Raw genomic sequence first — 12,753 nt, forward strand, 5'->3', positions numbered from 1 at the left:
GTTTTCCATGATGGTTCTCCGAATGAAAGCCTGTCCTCAGCATAGTACTGGGAAGGAGGGAGTGACCATCTCATTAATTATCCCACGCTAAGACTATATTTTGTACAGCAGTGGAGAAGGATGAGAGACCAGCAGTTCATTAACAGGGACTCCTTTTTGCTTAAGCGGCTCAATGGTTCTTTCTATATAAACCGTATTCCAGAGTGTTATCGCCGCCGTATGTAGTGTCAGCGCCGGTGGCGTGGTAACGCTGATCCTCCCACCCCCAGATCCCTGATTTCATTCAGCCGGTGCATGAAGGATGCTCGCCCAAGGGCCTCACCCTTATTCAGCCCCGCCTGTATGCATCGGCCTAAGCCTTTATCGCAAAATCAGTCCAGCATAAACAGCGTCCGATCTCTGCAGAAAATCGCCCTCTGCGCTACGAGTTTGAACGCATTTACTCTGTTTATAGGTAACATTCGCTCCACGATATAATGATATCGGCAACGTATTCAGCATCCTGAGCATGAGTCAGAAGGTGATCCGCCTTACCCAACGAAATGAAACTCTTGGGATGCTTTGCTGCTTTGAATATTTTTTCGGCCTGCTCAATTAACACAGTATCATCTTCAGTCGCATGAAAAATAAGCAGAGGCTTGTTCATGGCGAACACCTTATGAGCGATTTTGTGTTCCTGAATATTGTCCAGCATCTGTTTCTTTAAGGTAAATACCCGCCCGGCCAGCTCAACGGGATAGGCTCCATGCTGGTTAATGTTTTCAACATCATCCTTAAAAAGACGTTTTACGTGTGTCAGTTCTCCGGGTGATCCTATGGTGACAACGGCCTTTGCCTCAGGAACTTCGCCGGCAATAGACAGAATGGCCGATCCCCCCAGGCTATGGCCGATGAGCAAAGAAGGCGCTTCGTACTGTCGGCGGAGATAATCTACCGCGCAAAGCAGGTCCGAAATATTGGATGAGAAGTTGGTGTTGGAAAAATCCCCTTCGCTGTTTCCCAGACCAGTAAAATCAAACCGGAGAACGGCGATAGCATTCTCTGTCAGTTTCCGCGCAATACGCGCCGCGCCTTTGAGGTCTTTGCCACACGTAAAACAATGAGCTAACAGCGCAAACGCTTTAGGATTTTCAGGAAGTTCAAGCAATCCGGCCAGTTCTTCACCAGCCGCATTTTTGAACGTAAATTTTAGTTTTTTCATAGGATATTCCAGGTCTTAAACTGATTTCATATGTTTGATCGCAGGGAAAAATAATCTTCTGCTCTGCATCTGGCATTACGCGTTTTCCTTCCTCTACTGGGGATGTGAAACAGAATTCATTCCGAATGCCTGTCCTCACCTTCCAGTTTGAAAGCTGATTATTGCTTCCTGTTCGGTGATCACTTACGCTATGCTACCAACTAGATGGTAGTTTACAAGAATTTTATGAGGTCTCACTGAATGGCCAATTGCGCGCTCATTCTTAAAATATCCCTGGCAATGCTGGCGTTTGCTGCAAACTCTATTCTGTGCCGTCTGGCCCTGCAGGGAGGCCACATTGATCCCCTTTCATTCAGCAGCCTCAGGCTGGCCAGTGGTGCACTCGTCCTGTCACCTTTCTTGTTTTATCACGCAAAAACTACATTATCGCTGTGGCGTCCGCTGAGCGGATTTTACCTCATGGTGTACGCAGTGCTCTTCTCTGTCGCCTATATCCATCTCGATACCGGGGCAGGTGCGCTGTTACTTTTTGGTGCCGTACAGTTTGCGATGGTGATCCACGGATTATTTAAAGGGGAATCACTCTCCGTTATGCGGGCTTGCGGTTTAGTTATTGCTCTGGCAGGAATTGCTGCCCTGCTGTTACCCGGGGCGAAGGCACCGCCGCTTTACAGTGCACTTATGATGATCGTTGCCGGATTAGCCTGGGCCGCCTATTCCGTCAGGGGGAGGGCGGGCCAGGCGGCCGGGGCTTCAACGGCGGCAAATTTTGTACTCGCCACGCCGATGGCTCTCGCTCTTTCGTTGCTGTTTATGAAGCAGGGTCACTATGATGCTGCGGGCATTGCTTTGTCATTGCTGTCCGGTGCCGCCGCCTCAGCCGGTGCATATGTATTGTGGTATACCCTTTTACCCTCTCTCGGCTCTATCACCGCCAGTACCCTTCAGCTCAGCGTTCCCTGTCTGGCAATGCTAGGGGGTGTGGTATTCCTGGATGAATCACTGACGGTCAGAACGATATTTTCTGCCCTGGCGGTGCTGACTGGCATTGTGATGGTGACACGCGAGAAATCCCCCCGTCAGTCGATGACAAAGGCGAGAGAACCTTAATAACGCAATTAATTCATGCAGTTGTGATGATTCTCTTATGTTAATCACACGAGCCAGTTTTCCCGCTCCGGCATCAGACTGACAGTAATACTGAGGTCGACGTTTCTGACTACACCTAAGGCAGGTTTATGAAATGAAATATGATTTTGATGAGTACGTAAGCAGAGAGAAAACAGACAGTCTCACCGTGGACGGCTGGCGGGAATACCTGTTTTCGGGACAGTCCGAATTTGCAATGCGGTATCCGGCAGAAGGGCTAATCAACCTCTGGGTTGCTGACATGGCTTTTGCCACACCAGAGCCGATTCTTCAGGCCATCAGAGACCGTCTGGATAGAAAAATACTCGGCTACACTAAAATCTACGACGAAGAATACTATGAGATCTTTGGCAGCTGGTGTGAGCGACAATATGGTCACCGTTTCAAAACGGAAGACATTGTGCTGTCTCCGGGCATTATTCCCGCGCTGAACCGTCTCGTCCCGCTTCTGACCGACATGGATGACAGTATTCTTATTATGACGCCTTCATATGGCCCGTTTAAAAAGGCGGGTGAATACAGTCAGCGTCGCGTGGTGTACTCGGCGTTAAAAAAATCAGCAGGCGGCTGGGAACCTGACTGGGAAGACTTTGCACGCAAAGCCAGTCAGGCCGATTTACGTGTGAAAATTCTTTTCCTGTGTAATCCGCATAACCCGACCGGACGAGTCTGGCGGCCTGATGAACTTAAGCGGATTATTGAAATTTGCCTGGCCAATGACATCTGGGTGATATCTGACGAAATTCACTGCGACCTGTCCCGAAGCGGTATCGGTCATACACCGGCCGCCTCTCTTTTCCCTGATTCTACACGCATTATTACCTGCATGTCCTCGAGTAAAACATTCAATCTGGCCGGGAATTTGTTGGCAAATATCATTATTCCGGATCCCGGTGTCAGAAGCGAGTGGCGTCTCAGACACGACGAGTTCATCTCTCCACTGAGCCTGGCAGCAAACAAAGCGGCGTGGAGTGAATGTGATGACTGGCTTGTCCATCTGAGGGAATATATTGACGGCAATTTCCAGTACCTGCACGACTATCTCAAAAGCTATTTACCCGAAACCAGGTTCTCGATCCCCGAAGGGACATATCTGGCCTGGATAGATATTAGCCGCTACCTGCCCGACACCGCAGGTGAGGATTTATCGCTGTATTTTGCCCGGGAGTCAGGGGTCCTTCTTGAAGGGGGCTTGCTGTTTGTCGACAATGGGGACGGATATATCCGGTTAAATCTGGCCTGCCCACGGAGTATGCTGACAGCAGGGATGAAAAGAATTTCACAGGTACTGCGGATACCGGCTCCTCATCGTGTATAACCCCTTTCTCTCTGGCCGTTTTGTCCTGTCAGGATGTCGTCAGAACCCGGCATAACACCCTGTGCCGGGAACACAAAAGGCACGGATGAACAGGTCGTGAATATTCTTAGTGAAGCCTGCTGATGACATGTCTGGCGACAAAAAAATGCCGCCCTTAAGGGGCGGCTTATGCCAGCGTCACGGGGTTATCGTCTGACCGCCATGATGCCCGCATCGACATCCCAGATAGCGCCCGTCACCCATGAGGTTTTGTCAGACAACAGGAAGAGAATAGTGTTTGCCACATCTTCGGCAGTTCCGACGCGTCCCAGCGGGTGGAAATCGTTCAGCGACTTCATAGCATCTGCGATATCCGCTTTGTCCATGAAGCCTTCGTATATCGGCGTATGAACAATCCCGGGAGACACCGCGTTGACACGAATACCCGCGCTGGCCAGCTCAATCGCCAGATTACGCGTCAGGGCATGCAGACCCGCTTTTGCCATTGAATAGGCCGAGGCCGGCGAGTCACCCAGTGCAGCCTGAGCACCAATCGAACCGACGTTGACGATAGACCCTTCGAGCTTCGCGGCGAGCATGTTCTTCACGACATCCTGTGTAATAAAGAACGTGGCTCGGTTCAGCGAAAGATACATGTCATAATCGGCAAAGCTGTGCTCGGTAAATCCTTTGGGCATGAAGATACCGGCGGCATTCACCATCAGGCTGATATCGCGATGGTGAGCATTAATTTCCTGACGGATAGTTTCCATACCTTCTTCGGTCATCAGGTTCGCCGCGATGACCGCAACCGGTCCCAGAGGGCTCAGTTCTTTTTGCACCGCTTCGGCTTTGTCTTTTTTATTCCCGGTCAGCACGACACTGCCGCCCGCTTCCAGTACCATGCGTGCCACGGCCAGGCCCATGCCGCTGGTACCGCCGACGACGAGCAGTTTTTTACCTTTGAAAAAAGTGTTCATTTTCTGACTCCATTACTGGTGGGTAAGACGTTGCCGGCAGCGTGAAACTGCCGGCGGTTGACGGATTAAATACTGCAGCCATCCGTTCCGCAGGTCTGACCCGCAGTGGCTGAAAATTCGGTTTGCTGTTCATCCCAGACCTGACGCAGGGCATTCAAAAAGTTATCTGCTGCCTGAGCCCCGCTGATGGCATATTTTTCGTTCATCACAAAAACCGGAACGCCGCTGAGGCCAATAGACTGTGCGTGGGCTTCATCGTCGGAAACGGTGGCGCGAAAATCGTCATTTTCCAGGGCGGCTTCAGCGTCAGCTTTCGGCATACCGGCTTCTACGGCCATGGCAACGAGCTGCTGACGGTCAAAGAGAGAGCGACCTTCGGTGATACTGCCATGATAAAAACGTTCTTCCACCGCGTCCGCAATTCCGGCCTTACGCGCGGCAACCAGCAGGGTGTGTGCATCTTCTGTATCACCAAACATCATGCCGTCGAAGTTGTAGATCAGACCTTCAGATTTACCGGCGGTGCCCACCTGATTCATCATCAGCTCCGCTGAATGCTGACTGCCCAGCTTTTTAACGATGGCATCCTTAAAAGGCATCGCGGGAGTACCACCGGCCAGACGGTAGCTGTGATGGCGGATCACCACCTGGTCGCGAAATTCAAAGCGATTCAGACCCTGTTCAAATCTTTTTTTAGCAATCCAGCACCACGGGCAGACCAAATCTGACCAGATATCGATGGTAAGGGTGGGTTTCAGCGTTTGCATAATGATTCCTCAAAGACGTTGGGCGGTCGGATCTCACTTATCAGAGAACCGCGACCGTATGGGATTTATTGCGCCTGCCAGACCGGGTAATCGGTATAGCCTTTTTCCGGGGAACCACTGACGCCGTAGTAGGTGGCGCGGTCACTTTCTGCCAGTGGCCAGCCGTTTTGCATTCTTTCAACCAGATCCGGGTTAGCGATGTAGGGCACACCAAATGCCACCAGATCCAGCTCATCATCTTCCAGAGCCTGCTCTGCGATATCACGGGTAAAACCGCCGGCAGCGATGATGGTGCCTTTAAACGTGTTGCGAAAACGGCGGCGGAAGCCTTCCGGAAGTGGCGCTTTGATGTACACCGGCTGATAGTAAAGGTGTACGTAGGCCAGTTCCCGCTGACCGAGCGCGTCGGTGATGGCTGACCAGGTTTGCTCTTCACCTTCATACGGCGCGAGGTCATAAATGCGGCCGAACGGTGACAGGCGCACGGCAACGTGGCTGTTACCCACGGCTTCCGCCACGGCGTCAATGGTCTCCAGCAGGAAACGCTGACGATTTTCCACCGAGCCGCCGTATTCGTCGGTGCGGGTGTTCAGTTCGCTACTGAGGAACTGGTCAAAGATGAATCCGTTTGCCGCCATGATTTCCACGCCGTCAAAGCCGGCTTCCATCGCCAGGCGTGCGGAGTGCACGAAGTCTGCAGTGATGCGTTTAACTTCATGCGTTTCCAGCGCGCGTGGCTGGCTTGGTACAACCGGGCCCGGTTCTCCGGATTCGGTCAGCGCAAAAACGGTGGTATTGACCGCCTGAACGGTGCCCGCTGAAACCGGCGCTATGTGGCCTGGCTGAAGAGAGACGTGAGACATACGGCCGACGTGCCAGAGCTGCGCGAAAATACGGCCACCTTTGGCGTGAACCGCTTGTGTCACCTTACGCCAGCCCTGGACGTGTTCGTCGTTGTAGATACCAGGGGTATAAAGGTAACCCCGGCCTTCTTCTGAAACCGGCATCCCTTCGGTGATGAGCAGGCCAGCAGAAGCACGCTGTGCATAGTACAAAGCCACGACCTCATCCGGCACGTCATTCATGGTGCGGGTGCGGGTCATCGGTGCCATGACTACACGGTTTTTTAACGCCAGGCCAGACAGATTGTAGGGGGTGAAAAGCTTACTCATCGTATACCTCACAAAAAACAAAAAGGAGTATCCCGGCAGGGATTTGCACAGCCCGGCAGTATCATCGACTGGACGTCGCGCACTGGAGTTGCATAAACATCTGATGGGTGGCAATATACCAACCATCTAGTAGGTAGGTCAATGGCTGTGTCGTATTTTTTTGTCATAACGCAGCCATTTCTGAATTGTCACTCATTTTGCGAGGTCATCACCATGCGTACATTAACAGCTTATAACGAAGATAATTTCCGCCAGATAGAGCAGTACAACGGAATATCGGTGGTACGTTTCTCTGCACCCTGGTGTCCGCCCTGTCAGGCCAGCGAAGAAATGTTCAGTCAGTTTGCAGACCGGCTCGATAGAGATATTCAGGTGGGGAAAGTCAATGTAGATCAGGCGCCGGTGCTGACAACCAAATACGAGATCTGGGGGCTGCCGTCTGTGCTGATATTTCATGAAGGGCAATTAGTTAAACGCATACCGGGTGTGAAACCTGCATCGGTATATGCTCAGGCTATTGCGGACATAAAAAAAGGGCAGTAATGCCCTTTTAACGTGGAATTTATTAATGCTTAACCGCGTGCCTGACCGACGGCATCCAGAGTGCGGGCTGAATAAATGACCGCCGCGCCAGCGTTGAGGTTAATCGCCACGCCCAGCGCTTCAGCAATTTCAGCGTCGGTTGCACCGGCTTTCACAGCGGCGTCGGCGTGAAAAGCAATACAGCCGTCGCAGTGGGTTGTGACTGCGCACGCCAGGGCAATGAGTTCACGCACTTTTGCGCCCAAAAGGTCAGTTTTGTTACCTGCGTTGCCCAGGGCAACCACGCCTTTCATGGTCTCGGGGGTCAGTTTGCCCAACTCGCCTAAACGTTGCATTAACTCTGAGCGATAGTTGTTCCAGTCCAGCATAGTGTCATTCTCCTGAATGAGGGGTATTAAGAAGCAGTTTTATATACTTAAGGCTGTTGGCGAAGACTTCGGGTCTGGCCGTTGCATGCGCCACTACGCTTGAGCCTTCACAGACATTAATGATCATCAAAGCAATATCTGATGGTTCGGCATGGGATGAAAACTCACCTGACTCCATGCCCGCCCTGACGACTTTTGTGAGCCACTCGATTTGCATATCGAAATAAAGTGATGTCTGTACAGTAATTGCCTGAGGCAGATTGGCGGTCTCTGCTGACAACGCACAACACAGTGGCAGTAGCGAAGCTTTATGGCTTTGCGCGAAGATATCGATGTAAGCCGCAATTCTTCTCTCCGCGCTTTTCTCAGTCGCCTCTATCTGCTCAAATACGCGTTGTGTATCAGAGAACGCCTGTATTACCACCTGCTCACCCAGAATATCTTTGGTCGGGAAATGGTGATGAATACTGGCCTTGGTGATACCCACTATTTTTGATAAATCAGCATAGCTGAATACTGAATACCCTTTTTCGCGCATCAGGTGTTCTGCTTCGCTGAGCAGCCGTTCCCGTGTCATGGTTGTCATAATTACTCCATATAATCTACTAGTTGATAGATTATATTGTTGCTATTTTTCCGTAGCAAGTTGTATCACTGACTCAGTATCGTGCAGAGCTGAACGTCACTGCCATCCTGCATTCTGAATGGCAGCATTACATCTCTGACATCACGCCAGGCGTGTAATCATTTCAACCGGATTAGCCAGAGTATCGTGGATTGGCGAATTCTTTTGCATTTCGCTGACCAGCGCTTCTAACTCCTCGCGACTGGCGGTCTTGCTCGTAAGGTGAACATCGACGCGAATAGATTTCGCACCTTTACGCACGTTGCTGTCCAGCCCAAGGAAGCCGTTGAGGTTGATATCGAAATTAAGATCCAGCTCGATACCGTCCAGGTCGATCCCTTTTTCAGCAGCCATCATGGTAAGGGTGGCGGTATAACAGCCAGCCAGCGCCTGCATGATGTATTCAGTCGGGCTCATGCCGGTATCGGTGCCGAGTAAACCTGCGGGTTCATCACCGATATTAGAAAATTTCCCCACACGGCTGGTATCGATAACGCCGTTCTGGATTGTGGCGCCGGTCTCTGTGCGAACGGTTAATCCGCCGCTGGAACGGGCTTTCATCTGGAAAGTCAGGTTACCCAGGCCAGGCTGGCTGCGAACTGCTTCACGGGTATTGTGGATCGCAGCTGCGTCTGCAGAAGGTTTAACGGTAGTAGACATAATGGCTCCTGTAATTTCTTGATAAAAGGTATAGCTGGTGTAACCAGCACCAATCATCTAGTTGGTAGATTAGTGTCGCGAACCTCTTTTGTCTACTCTTTTATAAAAAATAGGGGGAAAAGAACCCAGCAGGCTGTTTTATTTCATAATAACCATTTGATTTTTTTATAATCTTCCCAGCCGCTCACTCTTGCAGCAATCCAGCCTTTACCCGAAGGATAGTCTGGCGGGTGGTATTAAATTCCCGGGCAATAGCACTGATACTGATGCCAGCATTTAGGCGCTCTGTCACTGTTTGCTTTTGTTCCTCGCTCAGGATGGGGGGGCGACCGAAGCGTTTTCCAGCCGCTTTTGCCCTCGCAATACCTGAATACGTTCGCTCAAGCAGCAAATCCCGCTCAAACTCCGCTACAGCAGAAATTACCTGCATAGTCATTTTTCCGGCCGGACTGGTCAAGTCAACGCCTCCGAGTGCGAGACAATGAACGCGAATATCTAAAGCCGCCAGTTGCTCTACTGTTTTTCGGATATCCATCGCATTACGACCCAGACGGTCAAGTTTGGTGACAATCAGTACATCCCCATTTTCCATGCGATCTAGCAACCGGATAAATCCGGGGCGTTCGCTGGCAGCAACCGAGCCACTGATATGCTCCTCAATAAGTCGTTGGGATCTGATGGCAAAACCCGCCGCTTCAATTTCACGACGCTGGTTTTCTGTGGTCTGTTCCAGAGTTGAGACCCTGCAGTAGGCAAAAACACGTGACATGGGAAACTTTCCGTACGAAATGGATGTCCGAATTATAACGTGTGTCCGAAATTAATTTCACTAAGTTTCGGACATGTGCTGTAAGTGGTGTACGAAACCGACCGGTTTCGGTCAGTGCAAAACGATAACTACAATGAACTATATGCAGAGGAAGCATTTATGCCACGGAGACACATACTCAGTAGTGAAGAAAAAGAACGCTTGTTGGTTGTATCGGATGATGACGTTCTTCTGACCCGCATGTGCTTTTTGAGTGAACATGACCTCGCGCTTATTAATAAACACCGCAGGCCAGCTAACCGCCTGGGCTTTGCTGTTTTACTCTGCTATTTGCGGGGACCGGGGTTTCCTCCCGACAAAAATATATCCCCTCACGACGGTGTTGTCTCCCGGCTGGCGGCTCATTTGAAACTTCAGTCTGATTTGTGGAGCGAGTACGCATCAAGAGAGGTCACTCGCTGGGAACATCTGGCTGAACTCTACCGCTACCTGGAATTATCTCCATTCAACCGGGCACTGCAAAAAAACTGCATTCGCCACCTTTATCCCCACGCCATGCGGACAGACAGAGGTTTTTTACTTGCAGAGGAAATGCTCTCCTGGCTCCACAATAATAAGGTTATTTTTCCCTCTGTTGAGGTCATCGAACGAACTCTGGCTGAAGCAGCAACGCTTGCCGACAGGGCAGTTTTTTCCGCACTGACTGCGCCGCTTGAACCGGAGCAAAAAGCGGCTCTGGACCGTCTGCTGATCTCAGAAGGTGAACAACCCTCACGGCTGGCCTGGCTGCTTCAGCCCCCGGGAAAAATTAATGGCAAAAATGTCCTGCAACATATCGACCGATTAAATGCGATAGAGTCGCTGGCTCTGCCTGACGGTATTGCGCTTTCCGTTCACCAGAACCGGCTCCTGAAACTCGCACGCGAAGGCAGGAAAATGAGTAGCCGGGACCTGGCAAAATTTACGGATGTTCGCCGTTATGCTTCACTGGTTTGTATAATATCGGAGGCCAGGGCCACCCTGACTGACGAAGTTATTGATCTGCACGAGCGTATTCTGGGTAGTCTGTTCAGCAGGGCAAAACGTACGCAGGCCGAACGGCTCCAGCAAACGGGAAAGCTGATTCAGAGTAAGCTGAAGCAATACGTTACCGTCGGGCAGGCATTGCTTAACGCCAGAGAATCCGGGGAAGACCCCTGGGCCGCAATAGAAGACGTCCTTCCCTGGCAGGAATTCATCAACAGCGTGGAAGAGACGCGGTTCCTGTCACGTAAGGACAACTTCGACCCGTTGCATCTAATCACCGAAAAATACAGTACGCTGCGTAAATACGCCCCCCGGATGCTGTCCGCGTTGCAGTTCAGGGCTGCACCCGCCGCAATGCCGCTCAGTGACGCACTGGATACCGTCAGAGAGATGTATCGAAAACAACTCCGAAAAGTACCGCCTTCCGCGCCAACCGGGTTCATCCCGGAAAGCTGGAGAAAAGTTGTGATCACTCCCACCGGCATTGACCGAAAATATTACGAATTTTGCGTGCTGAATGAACTAAAGGGAGCCTTACGTTCAGGTGACATATGGGTAAAGGGCTCTCGCCGCTACAGGAATTTCGATGATTATCTGATCCCGTCTGGCGATTTTGACAAATCCCTCCGGGATAACCAGCTACCCCTTACTGTTCCGACCGATTGCCATGAATACATCAAGAGCCGTATGACGCTTCTGGCATCGCGCCTGGAGGAAGTCAATGCGATGGCGCTGGCCGGTGATTTGCCCGATGTTGATATATCGGATAAAGGCGTGAAAATTACCCCGTTGGATAACAGTGTCCCTTCAGCAGCATCTCCTTTTGGCGATCTGGTTTATGGCATGCTGCCTCACCCTAAAATTACTGAAATGCTGGATGAAGTGGACGGCTGGACAGGTTTTACCCGCCATTTCACACATCTCAAAAATAATCACGTCAGACCTAAAGACAGAATGTTGTTACTGACTACCATCCTGGCAGATGGCATCAACCTTGGGCTGACAAAAATGGCCGAATCCTGTCCGGGAACGACAAAATCGTCACTTGAGGGCATCCAGGCATGGTACATCAGGGATGAAACCTATTCAGCTGCGCTGGCCGAGTTGGTTAATGCTCAGAAAAAACGGCCTCTGGCAGCATTCTGGGGCGATGGATCAACGTCATCGTCTGACGGACAAAACTTTCGGGCGGGGAGTCACGGGCGTTATGCGGGTCAGGTCAATCTGAAATACGGTCAGGAGCCTGGCGTGCAGATTTATACGCATATTTCGGACCAATACAGCCCGTTTTACACCAAAGTCATCAGCCGCGTGCGTGACTCCACTCACGTACTAGATGGCTTGCTGTATCACGAAAGCGATCTGGAAATCACAGAGCATTACACCGACACAGCAGGCTTCACTGAGCATGTTTTCGCGCTGATGCATCTGCTTGGATTCGCTTTTGCGCCAAGGATCCGGGACCTTCATGACAAGCGGCTGTTTATTCATGGAAAAGGCGAGTTGTATACGGGGCTTCAGTCAATCATCTCCACAACCAGCCTGAATCTAAAGGAAATTGAAACCCACTGGCATGAGGTGCTGCGCCTGGCAAGTTCTATAAAGCAGGGAACGGTAACAGCATCACTGATGATGAAAAAGCTGGCCAGCTATCCCAAACAGAATGGTCTGGCAAAAGCGCTAAGGGAAATTGGCCGCATCGAGAGGTCATTGTTTATGCTGGACTGGTTCCGGGATCCTTCCCTGCGAAGACGCGTACAGGCAGGGCTGAATAAAGGTGAGGCTCGCAATGCCCTTGCCCGAGCAGTTTTTATGCATCGGCTGGGGGAAATCAGAGATCGGGGACTGGAAAACCAGAGTTACCGAGCCAGTGGATTGACGTTGCTAACTGCGGCGATCTCACTGTGGAATACGGTATATATAGAAAGAGCCATAGATTCTCTGAAGCGAAAAGGGATCCCATTAAATGAACAGCTGATTTCTCATCTGTCCCCGCTGGGATGGGAACACATCAACCTGAGTGGGGATTACGTCTGGCGAACAAACCTCAAGCTGGGACAGGGGAAATACCGTTCGTTACGCTCAGTAGATAGCACTCTGTACAAAAAACAGGCTTAGCGTAGGATATTTAATGAGATGGTCACTCCCTCCTTCCCGGTATTATGCTGAGGACAGGCTTTCATTCGGAGAACTATC

Annotated in this window: 12 protein-coding genes and 1 pseudogene; 4 read left to right on the forward strand and 9 right to left on the reverse strand. The window is 51.0% G+C overall.

Annotated elements, in window-relative coordinates; translation table 11 throughout:
* Positions 1 to 108: 108 nt before the first annotated feature.
* A pseudogene (locus tag C6A40_RS23845) lies at positions 109 to 422 on the reverse strand (Tn3 family transposase); the annotation flags it as partial.
* A 26-nt stretch (positions 423 to 448) separates the two neighbouring features.
* On the reverse strand, positions 449 to 1,201 hold the full coding sequence (locus C6A40_RS23850) for an alpha/beta hydrolase family protein (protein WP_004729622.1): 753 nt from the start codon (positions 1,199 to 1,201) through the stop codon (positions 449 to 451).
* Positions 1,202 to 1,441: 240 nt separating this feature from the next.
* On the opposite strand from C6A40_RS23850, the gene C6A40_RS23855 reads away from it, so the two are divergent.
* Entirely contained in the window at positions 1,442 to 2,311 is an 870-nt protein-coding gene (locus C6A40_RS23855) for a DMT family transporter (RefSeq protein WP_001567390.1), read from the forward strand.
* Between the two features lie 133 nt (positions 2,312 to 2,444).
* On the forward strand, positions 2,445 to 3,668 hold the full coding sequence (locus tag C6A40_RS23860; protein ID WP_023287190.1) for a MalY/PatB family protein: 1,224 nt from the start codon (positions 2,445 to 2,447) through the stop codon (positions 3,666 to 3,668).
* A gap of 185 nt (positions 3,669 to 3,853) precedes the next feature.
* Here C6A40_RS23860 and C6A40_RS23865 read toward each other — a convergent pair whose 3' ends face one another.
* From C6A40_RS23865 to C6A40_RS23875, 3 genes are all read right to left on the reverse strand, one after another.
* The gene (locus tag C6A40_RS23865) at positions 3,854 to 4,627 is read right to left on the reverse strand and encodes an SDR family NAD(P)-dependent oxidoreductase (RefSeq protein WP_004729618.1); all 774 of its coding nucleotides are present in this window, start codon (positions 4,625 to 4,627) and stop codon (positions 3,854 to 3,856) included.
* A 65-nt stretch (positions 4,628 to 4,692) separates the two neighbouring features.
* On the reverse strand, positions 4,693 to 5,394 hold the full coding sequence (locus tag C6A40_RS23870) for a DsbA family oxidoreductase (RefSeq protein ID WP_001194072.1): 702 nt from the start codon (positions 5,392 to 5,394) through the stop codon (positions 4,693 to 4,695).
* 65 nt (positions 5,395 to 5,459) lie between these two features.
* Positions 5,460 to 6,566 (reverse strand): alkene reductase, encoded by a 1,107-nt coding sequence (locus tag C6A40_RS23875; RefSeq protein ID WP_021242986.1) that lies wholly within the window; start codon positions 6,564 to 6,566, stop codon positions 5,460 to 5,462.
* A 213-nt stretch (positions 6,567 to 6,779) separates the two neighbouring features.
* On the opposite strand from C6A40_RS23875, the gene C6A40_RS23880 reads away from it, so the two are divergent.
* Entirely contained in the window at positions 6,780 to 7,109 is a 330-nt protein-coding gene (locus C6A40_RS23880; RefSeq protein ID WP_021242987.1) for a thioredoxin family protein, read from the forward strand.
* 29 nt (positions 7,110 to 7,138) lie between these two features.
* Here C6A40_RS23880 and C6A40_RS23885 read toward each other — a convergent pair whose 3' ends face one another.
* The 4 genes from C6A40_RS23885 to C6A40_RS23900 all read right to left on the reverse strand — a co-directional run bounded on the left by C6A40_RS23885 (position 7,139) and on the right by C6A40_RS23900 (position 9,531).
* Positions 7,139 to 7,477, reverse strand: coding sequence for a carboxymuconolactone decarboxylase family protein (locus tag C6A40_RS23885; protein WP_021242988.1), 339 nt, complete (start codon positions 7,475 to 7,477; stop codon positions 7,139 to 7,141).
* A 4-nt stretch (positions 7,478 to 7,481) separates the two neighbouring features.
* Entirely contained in the window at positions 7,482 to 8,063 is a 582-nt protein-coding gene (locus tag C6A40_RS23890) for a TetR/AcrR family transcriptional regulator (RefSeq protein ID WP_020277920.1), read from the reverse strand.
* A gap of 141 nt (positions 8,064 to 8,204) precedes the next feature.
* A complete protein-coding gene (locus C6A40_RS23895; RefSeq protein WP_000108589.1) occupies positions 8,205 to 8,762 on the reverse strand; it encodes an OsmC family protein in 558 nt (185 codons plus the stop codon).
* 184 nt (positions 8,763 to 8,946) lie between these two features.
* Complete coding sequence (locus tag C6A40_RS23900) at positions 8,947 to 9,531, reverse strand: recombinase family protein (RefSeq protein ID WP_012695450.1); 585 nt, start codon at positions 9,529 to 9,531, stop codon at positions 8,947 to 8,949.
* Positions 9,532 to 9,690: 159 nt separating this feature from the next.
* Between C6A40_RS23900 and C6A40_RS23905 the strand changes: the two genes are divergently transcribed.
* Positions 9,691 to 12,675 (forward strand): Tn3 family transposase, encoded by a 2,985-nt coding sequence (locus tag C6A40_RS23905; protein WP_045282343.1) that lies wholly within the window; start codon positions 9,691 to 9,693, stop codon positions 12,673 to 12,675.
* The last annotated feature ends 78 nt before the right edge of the window (positions 12,676 to 12,753 follow it).

Origin of the sequence: Enterobacter sp. GER_MD16_1505_Eko_090, from assembly GCF_003331015.1 — a bacterium.
Classification (GTDB): domain Bacteria; phylum Pseudomonadota; class Gammaproteobacteria; order Enterobacterales; family Enterobacteriaceae; genus Enterobacter; species Enterobacter roggenkampii.